The sequence below is a fragment of the Photobacterium sp. 2_MG-2023 genome (assembly GCF_030547675.1).
GTDB lineage: Bacteria > Pseudomonadota > Gammaproteobacteria > Enterobacterales > Vibrionaceae > Photobacterium > Photobacterium arenosum.
In genome coordinates this window covers 444,941-464,539 of sequence record NZ_JAUOQQ010000001.1, presented here as the reverse complement: position 1 = coordinate 464,539, position 19,599 = coordinate 444,941, and the positions used below count along the sequence as shown (strand labels likewise).

General features: G+C 51.2%; 18 protein-coding genes. 6 read left to right on the top strand and 12 right to left on the bottom strand.

Features of this window, described 5'->3' with window-relative positions; all coding sequences use genetic code 11:
- Nucleotides 1-123: 123 nt before the first annotated feature.
- Nucleotides 124-2,424: a DNA internalization-related competence protein ComEC/Rec2 gene (locus Q4491_RS02100; RefSeq protein WP_303453939.1), complete on the bottom strand. Its 2,301-nt coding sequence runs from the start codon at nt 2,422-2,424 to the stop codon at nt 124-126.
- Nucleotides 2,425-2,468: 44 nt separating this feature from the next.
- Between Q4491_RS02100 and Q4491_RS02095 the strand changes: the two genes are divergently transcribed.
- Nucleotides 2,469-2,978: a DUF2062 domain-containing protein gene (locus Q4491_RS02095; protein ID WP_192017518.1), complete on the top strand. Its 510-nt coding sequence runs from the start codon at nt 2,469-2,471 to the stop codon at nt 2,976-2,978.
- Between the two features lie 210 nt (nt 2,979-3,188).
- Here Q4491_RS02095 and lolE read toward each other — a convergent pair whose 3' ends face one another.
- From lolE to lolC, 3 genes are read right to left on the bottom strand one after another with little or no spacing between them, the layout of a single operon-like run.
- A complete protein-coding gene (gene lolE, locus Q4491_RS02090) occupies nt 3,189-4,433 on the bottom strand; it encodes a lipoprotein-releasing ABC transporter permease subunit LolE (protein WP_218383318.1) in 1,245 nt (414 codons plus the stop codon).
- Nucleotides 4,430-5,119 carry a lipoprotein-releasing ABC transporter ATP-binding protein LolD gene (gene lolD, locus Q4491_RS02085; RefSeq protein ID WP_303453937.1) on the bottom strand — a complete coding sequence of 230 codons (690 nt, stop codon included), beginning with the start codon at nt 5,117-5,119 and terminating at the stop codon, nt 4,430-4,432. The genes lolE and lolD overlap by 4 nt, the downstream gene beginning before the upstream one ends.
- On the bottom strand, nt 5,112-6,317 hold the full coding sequence (gene lolC, locus Q4491_RS02080; protein ID WP_303454275.1) for a lipoprotein-releasing ABC transporter permease subunit LolC: 1,206 nt from the start codon (nt 6,315-6,317) through the stop codon (nt 5,112-5,114). The genes lolD and lolC overlap by 8 nt, the downstream gene beginning before the upstream one ends.
- A gap of 188 nt (nt 6,318-6,505) precedes the next feature.
- On the opposite strand from lolC, the gene Q4491_RS02075 reads away from it, so the two are divergent.
- From Q4491_RS02075 to Q4491_RS02055, 5 genes are all read left to right on the top strand, one after another.
- The gene (locus tag Q4491_RS02075; RefSeq protein WP_303453934.1) at nt 6,506-7,081 is read left to right on the top strand and encodes a PilZ domain-containing protein; all 576 of its coding nucleotides are present in this window, start codon (nt 6,506-6,508) and stop codon (nt 7,079-7,081) included.
- Nucleotides 7,082-7,083: 2 nt separating this feature from the next.
- Nucleotides 7,084-10,539, top strand: coding sequence for a transcription-repair coupling factor (gene mfd, locus Q4491_RS02070; RefSeq protein ID WP_192017521.1), 3,456 nt, complete (start codon nt 7,084-7,086; stop codon nt 10,537-10,539).
- Between the two features lie 28 nt (nt 10,540-10,567).
- Nucleotides 10,568-11,389 carry a peptidoglycan binding protein CsiV gene (locus tag Q4491_RS02065; RefSeq protein ID WP_303453930.1) on the top strand — a complete coding sequence of 274 codons (822 nt, stop codon included), beginning with the start codon at nt 10,568-10,570 and terminating at the stop codon, nt 11,387-11,389.
- Between the two features lie 59 nt (nt 11,390-11,448).
- Nucleotides 11,449-12,021, top strand: coding sequence for a GNAT family N-acetyltransferase (locus tag Q4491_RS02060; protein ID WP_218383166.1), 573 nt, complete (start codon nt 11,449-11,451; stop codon nt 12,019-12,021).
- A gap of 69 nt (nt 12,022-12,090) precedes the next feature.
- On the top strand, nt 12,091-12,564 hold the full coding sequence (locus tag Q4491_RS02055; protein WP_218383164.1) for an FKBP-type peptidyl-prolyl cis-trans isomerase: 474 nt from the start codon (nt 12,091-12,093) through the stop codon (nt 12,562-12,564).
- A gap of 112 nt (nt 12,565-12,676) precedes the next feature.
- Here the strand turns inward: Q4491_RS02055 and Q4491_RS02050 are convergent, their stop codons facing one another.
- The 8 genes from Q4491_RS02050 to hinT form a co-directional block, all read right to left on the bottom strand.
- Complete coding sequence (locus tag Q4491_RS02050; protein ID WP_192017525.1) at nt 12,677-13,966, bottom strand: NAD(P)/FAD-dependent oxidoreductase; 1,290 nt, start codon at nt 13,964-13,966, stop codon at nt 12,677-12,679.
- Nucleotides 13,967-14,099: 133 nt separating this feature from the next.
- On the bottom strand, nt 14,100-14,642 hold the full coding sequence (gene ycfP, locus Q4491_RS02045) for an alpha/beta hydrolase YcfP (RefSeq protein ID WP_303453918.1): 543 nt from the start codon (nt 14,640-14,642) through the stop codon (nt 14,100-14,102).
- A gap of 102 nt (nt 14,643-14,744) precedes the next feature.
- Complete coding sequence (locus tag Q4491_RS02040; protein WP_303453916.1) at nt 14,745-15,599, bottom strand: DUF6279 family lipoprotein; 855 nt, start codon at nt 15,597-15,599, stop codon at nt 14,745-14,747.
- A 48-nt stretch (nt 15,600-15,647) separates the two neighbouring features.
- Complete coding sequence (locus tag Q4491_RS02035) at nt 15,648-16,493, bottom strand: phosphotransferase (protein WP_303453913.1); 846 nt, start codon at nt 16,491-16,493, stop codon at nt 15,648-15,650.
- Nucleotides 16,494-17,084, bottom strand: coding sequence for a penicillin-binding protein activator LpoB (lpoB, locus tag Q4491_RS02030; RefSeq protein WP_046219739.1), 591 nt, complete (start codon nt 17,082-17,084; stop codon nt 16,494-16,496).
- Nucleotides 17,085-17,154: 70 nt separating this feature from the next.
- Complete coding sequence (locus Q4491_RS02025; protein ID WP_192017528.1) at nt 17,155-17,550, bottom strand: YcfL family protein; 396 nt, start codon at nt 17,548-17,550, stop codon at nt 17,155-17,157.
- Nucleotides 17,550-18,947: a COG3014 family protein gene (locus Q4491_RS02020; RefSeq protein ID WP_192017529.1), complete on the bottom strand. Its 1,398-nt coding sequence runs from the start codon at nt 18,945-18,947 to the stop codon at nt 17,550-17,552. Before Q4491_RS02020 ends, Q4491_RS02025 begins: the two co-directional genes overlap by 1 nt.
- A 68-nt stretch (nt 18,948-19,015) precedes the next feature.
- Nucleotides 19,016-19,366 carry a purine nucleoside phosphoramidase gene (gene hinT, locus Q4491_RS02015; protein ID WP_192017530.1) on the bottom strand — a complete coding sequence of 117 codons (351 nt, stop codon included), beginning with the start codon at nt 19,364-19,366 and terminating at the stop codon, nt 19,016-19,018.
- Between the last annotated feature and the right edge of the window lie 233 nt (nt 19,367-19,599).

Here is a 19,599-nt window from a genome sequence, read left to right as displayed (position 1 = left end):
TTAGTGGCGGTTATTCTACTCGTTAACGAGTCATGCACCAAGTAAGTTACAAGGCTCTCGTGCTTCTTAAATCCTGAAAAGCGATGCTTTTTTATCCGTTCGAGCACAATTTGAGAGACTCAATCACGGCCTGAAAAGCGGTTGATACCAGTGTCGCTGGCTGTCTTTGCGATAGCGTGTGACCACCACTTCGCCCTGTTCAATACGCATGCTGACCTGGCCGTCTTCGGCCGTCTCCAGCCAGTGCAAACCCTGCATCAGGTAACGATGCTTTACCTGCTCAGCCGGTAAAGCCCAGGGGCTGTATTTACCAGCAGAGACTAAGGCGTATGTCGCCTGCAACGAATCTAACCAGGTCTGAGTGGATGATGAGTTACTGCCGTGATGAGGCACCAGCAATATATCCGCTTTCAGATCCGGCTCCAGCCTGGCGAGCAGCAATTCCGAAATGGCATCAATGTCACCGGTTAACAACAGCGATGTGTCCGATTCCGGGTTTAGCCACTGGTCACTCACCTGTATCACGCAGGAATGCGGATTGGCGGCTTTTGTTACCCTTTCCGGCGGCCAGAGCACCTTGAAGGTCAATCCCTGCCAGCGCCATAAACGTCCGCGTACACAAGGTGCAAAGCCCTCGCGCTTGTCACTGCTGCGCAGCCAGGCCGGATTCAGACGTGCTGTCACATCTGAAGTCCCGCCAGCATGATCGGCATCTGCATGGCTGAGAATAAGACCGTCCAGATGACGAATGCCCTGTCGTCTCAATACCGGCTCAATAACCGAGAGAGCCATGCTCCCGCCCGGCCAGCTATTTCCGGTATCATAAAGCACAGCTCTGCCCTGTCGCTGAATCAGTATTGCCAGCCCATGTCCGACATCCAGCATATCGACCTGCCAGCTGTCAGGATTAAGCGTTTGGGACTTGCTCCAGTCACTGACTCCCCACAGCGCCAGTACCAGACTCACTTGCAGAGACAAAAAGCGTCGCCAGGGCAGAAGCCAGCACAGCACAATACCCGTCACCATGGCCAGCAGGACGATAAACAGACTTTCAGACAGTGGCCACCAGGCACCTTCCGCCAGACTTGCCAGAGCGATAACCGGATGCAGAGACCAGTCGGCTAACTGCCAGAACACACCTGAGAGACCGGGCACAGTGATAGTGACCACGGCCAGCAATACACAAGGTACAGTCACCAGACTGACCCAGGGCACCGCGAGTAAATTAATCAGCGGCGCTGCCAGCGAGATCCCGCCAAACCAGACCCACTGCAACGGCAGCATTAACCCCAGCAGTGCCAGTTGCAGCAGCACATAAACACGGACTGTCTCGCGCCATGGCACTCGGACCTGCTCAGCCTGCTTTCGTCGCCGGATACCGCCAGTATTGGCCAGATACAAAACCAGCACAGCACCAAATGACAACCACAATCCGGCCGAGTAAGACGCCAGCGGATTGAGTATCAGACAACTGGCCAGTATCACAGACCACAATTGCAGTCCGCTCCACACTACACCGCAACGAATCATCAGCAGACACAAGACCGATGTCAGTAAAGCGCGCTGAGTGGGAATACTGAATCCGGCCAGCCAGGCATAGCTATACGCCAGCAATAATGCCAGCCAGAAGGGTAACCAGAGCCAATACCCGGACTCAGGCAAGGTACCCCGTACCCGGCTTCCGATACCCCATCCAATCACCACAACCAGTCCGATATGCAGGCCGGATATCGCCATGAGGTGAGCCAGTCCGCTGTCGCGAAGTATCGACCAGTCATCCTGATCTAAACCGTCTCTCTCGCCAAAACCGAGCGCTAACAGATAGGCCCGGTAGGTGAAACCGTCTGTTTGCTGCACCGCGCGATCAAACCAGCGCTGACGCAAACTCATAGTGCCATTTTGCGACAACAAGGTACCGGCAATGACAGTCCCTGTACCATGGATACCGCTCCCCACCGCGTAACGTTCGGCATCAAATCCTGCGGCATTTGCCCGTCCGTTGGGGCGACGAACCCTGATATCCAATTGATACCGTTGCCCTTGTTTCAGATCCGTCACCGCCGGCCAGTCAAGCAATAAACGGATCGCATCTTTTCGCAGAAGATCGCGTTCCTTCACACTCTCTGCAACAAAAATGAATCGCTTATCAAGAATATTATGATTAATTAGGCTGCGAACTTCGCCAACTATGGTAATATTCCCGCGCTCATGAGGAAGGCTATTGACTGCCTTGCTATAGTCAACAGCAGTTACCCAAGCCCAGAGCCCACCTATTGCGATCGCAAGAAACAAGTTGATACGCAAACAGAAAAATATCGCTCCACCTATAATCATGGCTGTAATAAACCATTTGTAGTCTGGTAAGGATTGCCAGTAGTGAAGTGACAAAACGCCAATGGATAAACCGGCTGTCATCTGAAACATCATGACAACCTGACGCTAACAGCCATTAAAAATAACGACAGACGATGCCAAGACAACTGATAAAACGTTTCTTGCCCAGCCCAGAGATGATTAAAAACCACAAGGCTTTGAAAGTTTTTGGTACTGTGCTGCATAACCCTAACCTGTGGTGTCTGAACCGCCGGTCTGCCTCTGGTGCATTCGCGGTGGGACTGTTTATGGCATACGTCCCCTTACCCAGCCAGATGATCATGGCTGCAGGGTTAGCCATCCTGTTTGGCGTCAATCTGCCGCTCTCCATTTCTCTGGTGTGGATTACCAATCCAATCACTATGCCGGTCATGTTCTACGCGGCATACAAGCTCGGAGCATGGCTGATGAACGTGCCCTATCAGCCTTTCCATTTCGAACTGTCCTGGGCCTTCCTTGAGCAGCAGATGAGCCAGATTGGCCCGCCGTTTCTGCTGGGCTGTTTAGTCTGCGGGACGATTTGCGCATTGATTGGTTACTTCGGTATTCGTGGATTCTGGCGTTATTCTGTTGTCCGCAGCTGGAACCGCCGCCGCTTCCGGTGACAATCACTCCAGAAATAAGCACCTAAGATTAACCATAAAAAAACCTCGCCAATGCGAGGTTTTTTTATAACGTATTTTGACGGGGTGCAGAAAAACACTGTCTGTTTGGAAGCCAGGTATTATCGATTACCCACTTTGCGTCATTGGCATCAATACTTTTTCGGCCTGATTCACAGAGCTACGCCAATATAAGCGCCAATTTACCGACATTTATTTTGCACTTAATACCTGCGCTGGCTGGAGTGCACTCGCCCTGCGAGCCGGATACCAGGTTGCCAGCAGGCTCAGCACAATGGCTGTCACCATCACGATCAGCACATCATGCCATCTAAGCTCTGTAGGCAGAAAATCCACAAAGTAAATATCCCCTGATAAAAACGGATGGCCAATCAGTTTTTCCACAAAACGTGCTATCGAAGTCAGGTTCAGTGCAACCGAGGCCCCGAGAACAGCTCCAAGCAGGCTGCCAATCAGGCCAGACAGTAAGCCATGCCAGACAAAGATCATTTTAACCAGACGATCACTTGCGCCCATGGTTCGCAAAATAGCGATATCTGCCGCTCTGTCTTTCACCGCCATCATCAGTGTTGAAACAATATTAAAGCAGGCGACCCCAATCACCAGTACCATCACCAGATACATAATAGTACGCACCAGTTGGATATCACGATAAAGATAGCCATACTTCTGGGTCCAGCTTTTTAAGTAGACATACACAGGTAAGGTATATCCGACTTCTTTCACTATATTTGTGGCATCAAGCACCTTGTCCACATTGAGCGAAATACCTGAAACCCCGTCACCCATGGCAAGGTAATCCTGGGCATCTTGCAGAGGTACTAAAGCAAAGTTATGGTCAATCTGACCGCCCAGCGCCAGCACGCCGGCAACCTGCAGACGAATGCGCTTCGGGGCTTTGAGCTGATTTCCGCTATCACGGTTTGGCAACATCGCAGAGATCCAGTCACCCACCTGTATCCCGAGCAGATCCGCGACTCCCTGACCAAGAATAATGTGTTTCTGACCCGCCTGAAAATCTCGCCACGCACCGTCTTTGACATAGCCAGGTAAGGCGCTGACCCGGGTTTCCTGAACAGGATCGACCCCTCTGACTTCAACCGCTTTAAGCTGCGTGCCTTTTTCAAGCAAGGCGGTAAATTGCACATAAGGCGCCGCCGCTTTGACTCTGGGGTGCTTTTCAACAGTTTCCAGAACAGGTTGCCAATCCGTAAATGGTGGTTTCACTGCTTCCAGTTCACCGTGGGGGATCACCGCCAGTACCCGGTTTTGCAACTCACGCTCAAAGCCATTCATTGCCGACAGGCCAATCACAATAACCGCCACGCCCACTGCGATCCCGAGAATGGAGGAGATTGAGATAAAAGAAACCAGTCGGTTCCGCTGCCGGGCCCGGCTAAAGCGGCTGCCGATAAAAAGAGACAGTGGTCGCATCAGGCCACCTCTAAGGCCGCCAACTGACCATCCTGCATATGCAGGCAACGATCAAGCTTGCCAGCCAGTTCATTATCATGCGTTACAACCAAAAAAGCGGTGCCGGATTCCTGATTCAGCTTGCGCATCAGATCGTAAATTTCCAACGCGGTTTTGTGATCCAGGTTGCCTGTCGGCTCATCCGCCAGTACCAGGGCCGGCTTATTCACCAGAGCCCGGGCAATGGCGACCCGCTGACGCTCGCCGCCACTGAGTTCTGATGGCCTGTGGCTGGTTCTGTGGCTCAGCCCCACCTGACCCAGAATCTGTCTGGCCTGCTCTTTGGCTGCCGCGGCGGATACACCGCCAATCATTAAGGGCATAGCGACATTTTCTTCCGCAGAGAAATCAGACAGTAAATGGTGAAACTGATAGACAAAACCTATGTCCTGATTGCGTACTCTGGCCTGTTTATTGGCACTCATGCCATTGAGTTTCTGGCCTTTGAAGTACACATCTCCTGCCGTCGGCGCATCCAGCGCCCCCAGCAAATGCAGCAAAGTGCTTTTGCCCGACCCCGATGATCCCACAATCGCCACCAGTTCCCCGGCTTCTATTTGCAGGCTGATATCATTCAGTACCTGGGTTTCCAATTGGGCTTCACGGTACACCTTACTCAGATGCTGGCATACCAATAACGAATCACTCATAACGCAAGGCCTCAGCAGGACGGACAGCCGCCGCCCGATAAGAAGGGAAAAGGGTCGCCAGTAAACTCAGACAAATCGCCCCGATAATCACGATGGCAACCTGAAATGGCTTCACATCGACAGGTAACGAACCGCCTAAGCTCGCCAGATCAACGCCCAGCAGCGACAAAATACCATTAATATTCAACGCCAGCAGGGTGCCAAGTATGCCACCAGCCACAGCACCTATCACACCACTGCTGGCTCCCTGCACAATAAAGGTCAGCAATACCTGCTGACTGGTCATTCCCTGTGTTTTCAAAATAGCGACTTCGGCCTGCTTTTCCATCACCACCATGATCAGGGCCGAAATGATGTTAAAAGCCGCGACGCCAACCACCAGACCCAGCATCAGCCCCATCATGTTCTTTTCCATTTTCACCGCCTGAAACAGCTCACCGCGCTGATCCCGCCAGTCCGACCAACTGAAGCCATCGGGCAGATCAGACTGAGCAAGTTCTGTGACACTAAACGGATCATCCAGAAATAAACGCCAGCCGGTGAACGCGTCGGGTTTGTAGCGTAACAGACGTCCTGCATCTGCGATGTTGGTTAACACCAGCGATTTATCGACATCAGAACCGGTGAAATAGATGCCAGACACAATAAAATTGCGCTGACTGGGAATACGCCCCAGAGGGGTATAGACGCTGACGCTGGTCACCATCAGGCGGACTTTATCCCCGACTTTGACTCCGAGTTGCTGCGCCATGCCGTTACCGAGAATGACCCGGTAACTGCCCGGTGTCAGATCAGCAACCTGCCCTTGCACCATATGCGCAGCCAGCGGTTCATAGTCTTCAGGCTCTATGCCCAGCATGGCTCCGGCCGCCAGCGCACCTGCACTTTGCAACACGGCCTCAGCACGGGTTAACGGCACCGCCCGGTTGACCTGAGGTAAGGCAGACAGCGCAGCAGGCGGCGCATCAGGCTGGGTAAAAGGGCCATCCTGAGTAATCAGTGCCTGCGGCAACACACCCAGAATGCGGTCTTTGAGCTGCTGCTCAAAACCGTTCATCACAGAAATGACAATAACCAGCGCAAGCACACCTATGGTGATACCTGCGGTAGACATTGCAGAGACAAAGCGGCTGAAACGGTCACCCGAACGGCCTTTCAGATAGCGCAGCCCAATAAAAATAGGCAATGGATGAAACATCATTCAGTCTGGAACCATCCTGTTAACAGTGGTCGAAAGCATACCTGCTGCTGGCTGTGATTACCATGCAACTTGGTCAATCTCATGCAAAAAGAGTGGCTAAAAATCAACCTGTTGAGACCTCTAACTTGCCCGTTAGCCGATGCTAAGTGATAATCGAAGAATAGTTAACAAATCACGAGTGTGACATGAATCAGGACGAGTACTTTTCAGTCCATGCAGGGCTTACCATTAATGTTGAACCTTTAGGGGAACATGCTGTGCTGCCCGATGACGCCGAATTTCTGCGGGAAATTCCCCCTCTGTTTCGTGTTGCCAGTGAATGTAGCGAACTGGAAGGCAGTGCAGAAAAAATGCTGCAGCAGGATAAAAAGACAATGAACCGGCCACTGCTGGATTATCTGGCGGCACAGAACAATAAGATAAATCTGCTGCTCTCATTTGTGCTTTCACAGCAAGATGATCCAACCCTGCGTCATACCACGCAAACCTTCGGGGCCAGCCAGCTGACTTATCTGGCAGAGCGGCCGCTTGAGATTGGTTGCCAGCTTCGCCTTAAACTGTTTCTTGATAATCCTCCTGCAGCCGTGTATTGCTATGCCAGTGTCAGTGATTGCCAGGCCAGTGAAGATAAGTTTGACATCACACTGCAGTACACCAGACTGCAGGAAGACGACAGGGATTTACTCATTCGTGCAGCTTTGCACATCCAACAAAAACTGCTGCGTCAACGTGCGCTGCAACGAAACGAAAGTCAATCATAGTCATGACAACACACACGCTATTTTCTCTTCCATTGCCGAACAAAGCTGGCGACAAGCGCTTTGTGGGAAATGTCTCCGGTGCCGCCTTGGCGGTTGCCATTGCCGAACTGACGAAAAGCCATACAGGCCCGGTGCTGGCTGTGGTGCCGGATACGCAGACGGCATTGCGTTTACAGCCTGAAATCAGCCAGTTCTCTCAGGCAGAGGTCAATATTTTCCCCGACTGGGAAACCCTGCCTTATGACAGTTTTTCGCCGCATCAGGACATCATTTCTGATCGCCTGGCCCGTTTATATCAACTGCCGACTCAGCAGGATGGTGTGCTGCTGGTTCCTGTCAGTACCTTGTTACAGCGCCTGACACCGCGTAGCTTTATTCACCAGCACGCTCTGCTGGTCAGCAAAGGGGATCGCCTGTCGCTGGAGAAGTTACGCCTGCAGCTTGAAGCCGCTGGTTACCGCCATGTCGATCAGGTAATGGAACACGGTGAGTACGCCAGCCGCGGCTCACTGCTTGATCTCTTCCCAATGGGAAACAATGAGCCCTTCCGGATTGATTTCTTTGATGACGAAGTGGATTCGATTCGTCAATTCGACCCGGAGTCGCAACTGTCGACCGGCGAGATCGACAATATTCACCTGCTGCCCGCGCACGAGTTTCCAACAGATGAAGTGGCCGTGGAAAACTTCCGCATGCGCTGGCGTGAGCAATTCGAAGCCCGCCGGGAGCCAGAGTCCATCTATCAGCAGGTCAGCAAGCGCACCTGGCCGGCAGGGATTGAATACTGGCAGCCGCTGTTTTTCGACAATACAGATACTTTGTTTGATTATCTGCCAGATAACACGCTGTTACTGACCATAGGCGATCTGGACAACGCAGCGGAACATTTTCTGCACGATGCCGAATACCGCTTTCAGGAGCGCCGTGTCGACCCGCTGCGCCCGCTTCTCGAACCTAAAGCCCTGTGGCTGACAACCGCAGAAATGTTCAGCGGATTTAAAACCCTGCCGCAAGTCAAACTGAACAAAGCCCTGGAAGAAGACAAAGCCGGCCGGTTCAACCCGGCCATTTCGCCTGTGCCTGCGCTGACCATCAATCATCAGCTGAAAGAGCCCTTATCGGCACTGCGTCAGTTTCAGGAAAGCTTCACCGGAAAAATCATCTTTTCCGTTGCCAGTGAAGGCCGCCGCGAAGCCTTGCTGGACTTGCTTGCCCGGATAAAACTGCGCCCTATGGTCTGTCACAGCCTTGAAGAGGCCATGGCAGCCGCCAGTCAGTACACTCTGGTGATTGGGGCCGCAGAACAGGGTTTTATCCTCGATGAACCGGCTCTGGCTTTCATCTGTGAAAGTGATCTGCTGGGTGAGCGTGTAATTCAGCGCCGTCGCCGTGAGGACAAGCGCACTGTCAGCTCAGATACCATTATCCGAAATCTGGCAGAGCTGAAAATTGGCCAGCCTGTAGTCCACCTTAACCATGGCATAGGCCGCTATCAGGGCTTGCAGACCCTCGAAGCCGGCGGCATTACCACTGAGTACGTCACCCTGGAGTATCAGGGCGGGGCGAAACTCTATGTCCCCGTGGCATCCCTGCACCTTATCAGCCGCTATTCGGGCGGGGCAGAAGAAGCCGCCCCTATCCATAAACTGGGCAGTGAAAGCTGGCAAAAAGCCCGCAACAAAGCGGCAGAAAAAGTCCGTGATGTGGCGGCAGAGCTTCTGGATGTTTACGCCAAGCGTGAGCTGAAACCGGGTTTCAAATTTAAACTCGACCGCGAAGCCTATGCCGATTTCTGTACCGGATTCCCGTTCGAAGAAACTCACGATCAGGCTATGGCCATCAATGCCGTGCTGTCGGATATGTGCCAGGCCAAAGCCATGGATCGCCTGGTGTGTGGTGATGTCGGTTTCGGTAAAACCGAAGTCGCAATGCGTGCAGCCTTTGTGGCCGTCGATAACAGCAAGCAAGTCACAGTGCTGGTACCAACCACTTTGCTCGCACAGCAGCATTTTGAAAATTTCCGCGACCGCTTTGCCAACACCCCGGTACGTGTGGAAGTGCTGTCCCGTTTCAAAACAGCAAAAGAACAAAAAGTGATTATGGAAGATGTCGCTAAGGGAAAAATTGATATCCTGATCGGCACCCACAAGCTGCTCAACGCCGAAGTGAAGTATCAGGATCTCGGCCTGCTGATTGTCGATGAGGAGCACCGCTTCGGCGTCCGCCAGAAAGAAAAACTGAAATCGCTGCGCGCAGACGTCGACATTCTCACGCTCACCGCTACCCCGATTCCGCGTACGCTGAATATGGCAATGAGCGGCATGCGCGATCTGTCTATTATCGCGACCCCGCCTGCCCGGCGTCTGGCGATCAAAACCTTCGTTCGCGAGCGTGAAGACCTGATCATCCGTGAAGCCGTATTGCGTGAAATTATGCGCGGCGGGCAAGTGTATTTCCTGCACAACGACGTAGAAAGCATCGAAAAAACGGCGCAGGATCTGGCCGTTCTGATTCCTGAAGCGCGTATTACTACTGCCCATGGGCAGATGCGCGAACGTGAGCTGGAAAGAGTCATGAGCGACTTTTACCATCAGCGTTTTAACCTGCTGGTCTGCACGACTATCATAGAAACCGGAATTGACGTCCCGACAGCAAACACCATAGTTATCAACCGGGCTGACCATCTTGGTCTGGCCCAGTTACATCAACTGCGTGGTCGCGTTGGCCGTTCGCACCACCAGGCCTATGCGTATCTGCTGACCCCGCATCCCAAGCGTATGACCAAAGACGCCGTGAAGCGCCTGGAGGCCATCGCGTCACTGGAAGATCTGGGCGCAGGCTTTACACTGGCGACACACGATCTCGAAATACGCGGCGCCGGCGAACTGCTGGGCGATGAACAATCGGGCCAGATTCAGTCGGTTGGTTTTACGCTGTTCATGGAAATGCTGGAACAGGCAGTAGAAGCACTCAAAGCCGGCAAAGAGCCGTCGTTGGATGACCTGCTGCGCGAGCAGACTGAAGTTGAACTGCGATTACCGGCGCTGCTGCCGGAAGATTACATCCCGGATATCAATACGCGACTGTCCCTGTATAAACGTATTGCCAGTGCCGGCAATGAAGACGCCCTTGACGAGTTAAAAGTGGAGCTGATTGACCGCTTTGGCCTGTTGCCGGATGCCGCTGCGAACCTGTTAACGCTCAATAAGCTGAAGCTGAAAGCAGCAAATCTGGGACTTCGTCGCATAGAAGCCGGAGAGAAAGGCGGTTATTTCGAATTTACTGAAAATGCTGCCATTGACCCCGGTTTCCTGGTCGGTCTGTTACAATCACAGCCACAGCGATTCAGAATGGATGGTCCAACCAAGCTGAAGGTCACGGCAACACTGACGGACCGCCGTGAGCGCATCAAGTATGTTGACGGCTTCCTAACACAATTAGCTGAAAACACCCTATAATGGCTGCATACCAGTGCGGAGTATAACCTTGAAAAATCTGATTTATTTGCTGCTGCTTGCCATCAGCCTGCCAAGTTTCGCAGCACGACAATTTGACATTGAAGTCATTATCTTCAAGCGAAACATTGATCCGGGGCAAACGGCTGAATCCTGGCCGGATCAGGCAGAGCCTCTGAATTACAGTGGCACAGTGCGACTGAACAATATGGCGCAACTGGCAAACAGAGGCATTACGCCTATGCCGGCAAGCCGATTTAAGCTGAGCGAACAGTATCAGCGCCTGAAGAGTCATGCCGGTTTCGCCCCACTTGCTCACTTTGGCTGGCGGCAAGGGGATCTCAGCAAAGCACAGGCACCGACTTTTCACTTAACCGCTGGCCGGGATTTCTCAGGTCAGTTTCTGCAAGACGGCACCTCTAAAGCTGAAGCTGCGCGCCATGGCCTGAACAGCAGCGAAATAACAGCACCGCCCAGCTTTGATCTTGCTTCCGGTGAAGTCACGCAAGCAGAGCCTTCTCCGGCAGCGAGTAAGCCGCTGTATGAGCTTGAAGGGAAAATTCAGGTCTATGTGAATCACTTTCTTTTCACCAATACCCAGTTGGATTTACGTGAGCCTGGCCGCCGTGAAGTGGTTGTCGGCACCGAGCCATTAGACAGCCTGGATCCAAACCAGAGCGGCACGGTTCAGTACGGACAGCTGCAGGAAGTGAAAAAGAAAATAGAGGTTGAAGAATTCCTCAAAGCATTCCGCTTTGACCAGCAGCGTAAAATGCGAAGCGGTGAAACCCATTACCTTGATCACCCGCTGATGGGAATGGTAGTACAAATCCGCCGCCTTGATTCAGAATAACAGCTTTTGCGAGGGGCCATCCGGCCCCTTTTTCCGTTTACTGTCTGCAGGAATCACCGATGAAGCTGGACTTCATACTCACCACTCCCCGCCTTTACCTGCGACCCTACAAAATTGCGGATGTTGACGACAACCTGTCCGCAGTACTGGAATCGCAGCCGGATTTAAAGCCCTGGGTCGAATGGTGTCATGATGGCTATGACCAACAGGATGCACACGCCTGGCTGTCGGCTTCTCAGATGAACTGGAAAATCGACAATGGCTACGAACTGGCAATTTTTACCCGCCGTGACGACAAATTTTTAGGTACTGTGTGTCTGAATAATCTGTCTCAGCTGACCAATTCTGCTGAATTGGGTTACTGGATACGAAGCAGTTGCCATCGTCAGGGGTATGCGACAGAAGCGATTGTCGCTCTGGCGCGTTTTGCGTTTGATACGCTGGCACTGACCCGGCTGGAAATCGTGGTACACATCACCAATACACCCAGCCAGAAAACAGCTGAACGCACAGGCGCCCTGTTCGAATCTCTGAGCCGGAACCGGATTTACACACATGGCAAAGCTTGCGATGGCATGGTCTACTCACTGATCCCGCAGGACTTGGCACCTAAACGCAACCGGATAGGCTAAGATAGCCACATAACCTCGGGTTACTTGGCTATATTCATCAAAGACAATACAAAAAAGGTAGGAATATCAGTGTTTAAAATTATTCTCGCGATCATTATCATCGGCTTGGTGATTTTCTTCTTTCAACGCAGCCAGAACAATAAGCAGCTGGCAGTTCAAAATGCAGAAGAAGGCCAAGCCTTCCTTGAAGCCAATAAAAACCAGGATGGGGTTAAAACCACAGCCTCAGGCTTGCAATATACTGTGCTGAAATCAGGCACGGGAACGGAGCACCCCAAGGCATCGGACAAGGTGACTGTCCACTACCACGGTACCCTGATTGACGGCACAGTGTTTGATAGCTCTGTTGAGCGCGGCGAGCCGATCGCTTTCAACCTCAATCAGGTAATCAAAGGCTGGACAGAAGGACTTCAGCTGATGGTTGAAGGGGAAAAAGTACGTTTATTTATCCCGGCTGAACTGGCGTATGGTAACCGCTCTATGGGTAAAATCGGTCCCGGATCTGTGCTGATTTTCGATGTCGAATTATTAAAAATCAATTGATAGCCAAACCCTCACCACCGCCCGTGACAGGTACGGTTAGAGATAACAAAAAACCGCCGTTTCAGGCGGTTTTTTGTATGAGTGCCAGCTCCAAGTGTCTGACACAATAGTCTTAGTGTAGCTTGAGGTTGGGACGCAGCACGCGGTTAATTCGTCCAACCAGCATCATCAGGCTGGTCTTGAAGAAACCGTGCAGCGCAATATGGTGCATCCGGTACAACGAAATATACATCACGCGGGCAATACGGCCCTCAATCATCATCGACCCTTTGGTCAGGTTACCCATCAGGCTCCCGACGGTAGAAAAACGACTCAGGGAAACCAGCGAACCATGATCCACAAAGACATAAGGCTTCTGCGCACGATCTGTCAGCTTAGCGACGATATTTGAAAAGCAGCGGCTGGCCATCTGATGAGCCGACTGTGCCCGAGGCGGAACCAGAGTACCGTCCTTCTGCGTACAGGCAGCCAGATCCCCAATCACATAAATATCATCGTCACGGGTGGTCTGCAGCGTGTCTTTCACCACCAGCTGGTTAATACGGTTCGTTTCCAGTCCCGCAATGTCTTTGATAAAATCCGGGGCTTTAATACCCGCCGCCCAAACCATCAGTTTGGCCGGAATATGCTGACCGTCTTTGGTTGTCAGGCCGGTTTCATCCGCTTTAACCACCATGGTTGCCGTGTGTACTTTGACGCCCAGCTTAGTCAGCTCGGTATGCGCAGCAGCTGAAATGCGAGGCGGCAACGCAGGCAAAATACGCTCACCGGCTTCAATCAGGTTGACGTTCAGTCGGGAACTGTCCAGATCACCAAAGCCGTACAAACGCAGCTCTTTCACGGCATTATGCAGCTCCGCGGACAATTCCACTCCGGTAGCACCCGCACCGACAATAGCGATATCAACCGTTTTCTGCTCTTTGTGTGCATGCAGCTTCAGAAACTGGTTATTCATTTCAGTCCTGAATTTATGTGCCTGCGCCGGACTGTCCAGGAAAATACAATGCTCTCGCACCCCGGGTGTATTGAAGTCATTACATTTCGAGCCGATAGCCAGAACCAGAATATCGTATTCAATCTCGCGCTCGGGGATCAGCAGTTCATCGTGCTCATCGTAAAGCGGATGCAATGTGATGCTTTTGCGATCGCGGTCTATGTCTTTCAGCGCACCCAATTGGAAATCGAAATGATGATTTTTGGCATGCGCACGGTAGCTCAATGCGTCAACGCCCTCATCCAGCGAGCCGGTCGCCACTTCATGTAACAGTGGTTTCCACAGATGACTGCTGTTTTTGTCTACCAGGGTAACGTTTGCCTTTCGTTTACGGCCTAAGGTGCGCCCTAGTTTGGTGGCCAATTCCAGGCCCCCGGCACCGCCTCCAACTACGATGATTCTCGTCACAGTCTTTTTCCTCTAGTTTTTATAAATCTTGCACAAACCGGCAGGGACATTGCCCTGCCAGGTAAAAATTCTGACTGACGTAGAGTTGGGCAGAGGATCGTTTCAATCCATCTGCGGAGGGAGAGGCATATACTCAATTGGTTGCTTTAAATTGCTTTATTGCTTGTAAGTGCTGGGAGATTTTCTTGAATTTATGCGTTTGTGTATCGTCCCAGATCACTTGGTAATATGCGTCCAATGTTCTATTTATGGATCGATTATCTAACACTTCATCATTAGTTGAAAGTATACAGAGGCACTTCCCGATATTTTTTTCTCTGAAATCAGACACGCATTTTGTTGCTATATCTTCGTACTCTTCCGGCCGGTCTATTTTCTTCTGCATATTTGTTTCAGGATGTAAATTTGGGTTAATGATTACTTGCTTGATACCACAGAGAAAGCCGATACGCTCAGCCCAGTAACCCCCCAGCCCTACGCCACATATCAACGGATGTGCATCATCGCTGGCAGCAATGAGTTTATCCACTTCTTTAAGCAAATATTGCATATCGTGTTTGGGATGAAGTGTACTATAAGTCACTGCGCGAACATCGGGATCGATAAATTGCAGCTGAAGCACTTTTTCGTGGTTGCCAGGGCTGGTGGAATCAAAACCATGCAGATAAATGATCATAGTGAAGCGACTCCTGAAAAATGTCCGTATTGAGGTTAATAACTATACGGCATTCCCTCTTACCCACAAAGTTAAAGTGGTTAACCTGGTCATTGATAATGGTTACTGTTGGATTAACACGGCGATTTCTTTGCGCGTGTCGGTTAATTTATTTATCAGGTACTGGCGCTGAGAAGAAGACAAACTCTGATTCAGCTGCGCCATTAAGGTAAATCGGCGCTGAAGGTATTGGTCTAATTGAGACTGTACCGGCGCATAGCGAAGACCGACAACATCTCTTAATAACCTCTCGAACCTGGCATCAAATTCCGGACGGTGACGCTGTGACAATAGCGCCTGCCATTGCTGATAAAGCCCGCGACGCGCAGAAAAAAAGACCGGCTCAATATCCAACTGGTACTTTGCCAGTTCTTCAATAATGGTTTGTTGCTCTTCCGTCAGTGAACCAATCCATTCCTTGCTGAATTTCTCAAATCTGGTGGTATAGCGCTGAAGTTTCTCTTTCTGGCTTAACTTATCTCTTTTGACCCGAAGTTCATCCAGTTCCTTATTGATATTACTGTTAATCTGATCAATCTGGATATTACTCAGGTATCGCAGCAGGTTTGCCGCCGGAGGGGTAAAAACTGAAGCACTCTGCTCTGCCAGTGCCGTAAAGCTATAGTGGTAACTTCTTATTTGCTCTGAAGTCAGCGGACGTTGCAGATCCTGCTGAAATTCAAGAATATGCTGATGCAGTTTTGGCAATTCCTGACGACGGTGCACAGCCTGAGCCTGTAACAGCTCGCTTTCAAACCGGGATGCCTGCGCCGGGGTCAGGCTGACATAATCATCCAGATACCAGGGAACCCAATAGTTCATCGTGTTATAGGCAAGGCGGGCGGCACACCCCGAGAGAAAAGCCAATACACACAACAACAGTAACGGACGATACCAACGAGCACAGGCTAGACTCACGCGTACTTCCTCCAGAAACTGTCTGACAGGTTTACCCGGCGATAGCAATCAGGCAACAGCCAATTTCGCTAACAATGCTTTTGCCTCAATACGATAGGTGTCATCCTGCCACAAATTTGCGCCAGCATAATACCAAAGCATAGCCAAGAAATCGCACCAGGGTAGCCACTGCTGCACAGCTTCTGAGACAAGCTCCGGGTCACCCCCCTGATAACGGCAGTAGTGCTGCGCAGCCGTTACAACTTCAAGCTGGTTGGCCTGAACCGTCAGCGCCAGATCCAGCATAGGGTCACCGGCCGCCGCATACTCCCAGTCAATCACGGCCAACTCTCCGCCCGGACGTTGAATGAGATTGTAAAATCCCAGATCATGATGGCAACAGGTGTCTGGAAACCCACTTTGAGGAATATGGCTGAAATAATGTGCGCATACTGATGCCAGTTCTTCCCCGTTATCCTCCGGTGAGATGGCAGCAAGATACTGTTCAGCCCGCTGACGTACGGCTAAACGCCAGCCAGGCAAAGGTAACCGGTGAATCTTGGCCTGCAAAGCCATCATCACGGCTGGCGATGGGGAATGAGTACAAACCTCTCCTGCTATCCACTCCACAAGTATACCGGCTGGCGTTTCTGCAATTGGATGCGGGGCAAACGGGCAAGGCTGAATCGCTGACAACAGCTGATATTCTTGCTGACGGTCAACGCCAAATGCCTGGCTGGCCGGGCTGACAGGACGCCAGACCGCGTGTGAATCAGAAGAGGTAGAGGAGTGCAGAACAAGCTGCCAGCATCGGTTACTGAGCCCGCCCCCCAAAGGGCGGGCATTCAGCACATCGAAACCAGCAATGCGGGAGAATGGCCATTCTTCCGGCTGAATAGACGATGAGTCAGGCACTTACCAGCCCAGCAAGCGTTTGGCTTCCTGCTTACGGATTTCAGTTTCATCCGCCCACTCAATCAAGCCGGTTTCCAGATCCATCAGGCGCATAGTCATTTTATAATACACGTCTTTATCGCTGCCTGATTGCTTCACGATACTGGCAAGGTTGCCGTACATCATATATTCCGCGCCAACCATCTTGCCAAACTGAATCGCCGTACTTTGATTAACCAGTTCATCGTTATTCTGGAAGTTCAGTTGCTTACGAACAGCTTCTACACGCGTCATATCGACAAAACGGAACTTACCTGAGTTGAGCATTCGCGTGCTGATTGAATCGGTAATAGATTCTGTATCGATGTGCTCGCTGGTTTTATTTTTGATGCTGTCCACCACTATGATAGGACGCTTACCGGCAGTAATCGCGCCCACTGAGCCCGATGCCAGCATGCTGTCTGTCATGTTTTCCGCAATCTTTTGCAGGTCTGTCGAGCCGAATTCAGAAGTCGTGGTTTCTACCCCCTGAGCATCTCCATAAGTTACCTGTTTTGCACAACCCCCCATCAGGGCAGCAATTCCCACTAAAGCTATGACGCGTTTTTTCATTTCTAACCCTTAATCGGTTTTTATCATTCTTGGAATAATGAGGTGATTACAATCAGCCCACTAAACTTGCTTACCATGTACTGGTCGCTTCACGGATATAAATACGGTAATTGGTGACATCCGCACTCTTCGCCATGGCTTTGATTGTCATTGTGTCTTTACCATGCAGTACGAACTGCCGCCATGGGCTTTCGCTACCGCTGACTTCCAAGCCTTTGGCATCGTACCAGTAAAAACGGTACTGCAGCTTAATATCAGTATCTGACTTGCTGTTTACCGGCACACCGGCCTGAAGCAAGCCATTCTGACGTGAGACAATGGCTTTTTCTATCCCAATCTGGTTGGCCAGATAAGGGTTAGCAATAACCACATACTGGTTACTGCTATCAATACTGATACCAGAGGTTGTGGTATCCGCACAGGCTGCCATCATCACAGTTAACAGTAGTACTGCAAAATATTTCATTAGTTTCCTCCTAATAACACCGACCAGCCACTCATTGACTGACCCTGTCGGGAAATCCAGACCATAGTGGTACGGCCTGATTTAACCTCAGCATCCACCGACCTGCCCTGCCATTGAATTTGATGGCTGCCGGGAGGCAAGTCTTCCTGGTACAAAGCAACCCGAGCAGGCAGAGTTTGCCAGCTTCTTGTATCCGGTTGCTCTGTTAATGTATTGAATATATTAGCCAAAACATTACCGACTTCATCACCGTTTCGCGCCGCCGACTGTCTGACCTGCTCTTTGGCAATCACTCGCAGGCTTTGGCGCAATACCCGCACTGGCAGCGTTTCGCTCAGGCTCTGTTTCGCCATTTGATCAACATTAACCAAAGGCGGCGCAGTCAGTAACCGATTGTTAAGACTGAGTTTACCCGGCAATACTGCCGGACGCGGCGGGTAATGAGGCAATGCCAGATTGTAAAGCACACTCTGACCCTGGCTGTCATAGAGCCAAAGCGGCAAACGCCAGCCTTCGGGAGCCTGTACCACGCCCTGTTCATCTAAAATAATCAGGCGACCAGTTCCTGACTGAGGTGATTGCCAGGGGCCATACTTTTTGGCCAACAGCTGCTGATCATCTTTCATGCTCAACCGCTCAGCCAGTCTTTGCACCGCCTCTGCCACATAGGGATTATCGGGAGCAACCGCTAACGCCCGTTTGAAATCGATATAGGCATCATTCAGATTACCGTCCGCTTCATACAGCATGCCTGACAAATAGAATAAATAGCCGTTCTGCACCGCTGCCAGTGTCTGCCCGGCATTCGGGTAACGCGCGAGCACTGAACCGATATTGTCTGTCAGCCCCTCTTTTTGCAGCTGATTTTCTGCCGAGGCTAACTCAGATTCACGCTGCTGTCTGGCCGCTTCCTGAACCTGATTCGCTCTGCGCATTTCAACCAGCGCGCCATTCAGGTCCCGATTATGAATGTAGTTCAGCGCAAGATATAAATGCAAAAATCCCAGTTCATAATCAGAGGCTTGGTAGCTGATCATATTGTCATTGGTGAACAATGATCCAGCCTGGTTCAACCCTTCAGACACCTGAATCCGGGCTGCATCTTGCTGCTCTTTAACCGCGTTGTCCGATTTCTGCAATGCTGCAAAGCTGGCGGTGTAATCGCCGGTCAGCAACGTCAGCCTGCCCCGCTCCATGCCGTCGAGAATCGCCCCAGCCGGCTCATCAGGCAGACTGTCTAATGCGCCCTGAATCTGGCCTTGATACAAAGCGTGTCTGCTCGATTTTGTGCTGGCGCTGTAATGGCTGAACAGGCTGTGCCCGGATAAATTGGCACAGCCTGAGAGAATAAAAGCGCAAAAAAAGACAAGAGTTTTGTGCCGGAAATGTTTTTTCATTCGATCCTGTTTGTCATCTGGCTGCCCACAAATCTCTGCGGAAAGCAGGCCATGAAGATTCGCCAGTCTTAACCAACCAGCATCGGGCCGAGCGGTCGTCCACCCAACAGGTGCATATGAATGTGGTACACTTCCTGCCCACCGTGAGGATTACAGTTCACAATCAAGCGATAACCGTCTTCCGCAATACCTTCCGCTTCTGCGAGTTTGCGGGCCACGGTAAACAAACGCCCCATCATCGCTTCATCTTCCGCTTCAACATGGTTAACCGTTGGAACCAGCTTGTTAGGAATGATCAGGATATGGCTTGGAGCTCGGGGGTTAATATCGCGAAATGCAGTGACCAGATCATCCTGATACACCACATCAGCCGGGATTTCCTTACGGATTATTTTGCTGAAGATAGTTTCTTCTGCCATGACTTTCTCCATCTTTTGATTTCTACCATTGCCGAGTATGCGTGAGTCGCGTAATCAGAGCAATATTGAACGTCGTTTTAAACCAATTTTCCTGCGATTATTTCACTGCAAAATCTTCATTTTGTTACACCTGCCAAAGTATGTGCAGAGAGTATCCGGTTATCCTCATCAAACGCCTGCCTAGCAAATTACGGTGATATTTTGATGACACGGTCACGGCTTGAGGCACACTT

What these genes read in the sequence shown, in the direction of transcription:
- Q4491_RS02100 (WP_303453939.1), bottom strand. Translation starts at nt 2,424, where the DNA reads ATGTTTCAGATGACAGCCGGTTTATCCATTGGCGTTTTGTCACTTCAC.
- Q4491_RS02095 (WP_192017518.1), top strand. Translation starts at nt 2,469, where the DNA reads ATGCCAAGACAACTGATAAAACGTTTCTTGCCCAGCCCAGAGATGATT.
- lolD (WP_303453937.1), bottom strand. Translation starts at nt 5,119, where the DNA reads ATGAGTGATTCGTTATTGGTATGCCAGCATCTGAGTAAGGTGTACCGT.
- lolC (WP_303454275.1), bottom strand. Translation starts at nt 6,317, where the DNA reads ATGTTTCATCCATTGCCTATTTTTATTGGGCTGCGCTATCTGAAAGGC.
- Q4491_RS02075 (WP_303453934.1), top strand. Translation starts at nt 6,506, where the DNA reads ATGAATCAGGACGAGTACTTTTCAGTCCATGCAGGGCTTACCATTAAT.
- mfd (WP_192017521.1), top strand. Translation starts at nt 7,084, where the DNA reads ATGACAACACACACGCTATTTTCTCTTCCATTGCCGAACAAAGCTGGC.
- Q4491_RS02060 (WP_218383166.1), top strand. Translation starts at nt 11,449, where the DNA reads ATGAAGCTGGACTTCATACTCACCACTCCCCGCCTTTACCTGCGACCC.
- ycfP (WP_303453918.1), bottom strand. Translation starts at nt 14,642, where the DNA reads ATGATCATTTATCTGCATGGTTTTGATTCCACCAGCCCTGGCAACCAC.
- lpoB (WP_046219739.1), bottom strand. Translation starts at nt 17,084, where the DNA reads ATGAAAAAACGCGTCATAGCTTTAGTGGGAATTGCTGCCCTGATGGGG.
- Q4491_RS02025 (WP_192017528.1), bottom strand. Translation starts at nt 17,550, where the DNA reads ATGAAATATTTTGCAGTACTACTGTTAACTGTGATGATGGCAGCCTGT.
- Q4491_RS02020 (WP_192017529.1), bottom strand. Translation starts at nt 18,947, where the DNA reads ATGAAAAAACATTTCCGGCACAAAACTCTTGTCTTTTTTTGCGCTTTT.
- hinT (WP_192017530.1), bottom strand. Translation starts at nt 19,366, where the DNA reads ATGGCAGAAGAAACTATCTTCAGCAAAATAATCCGTAAGGAAATCCCG.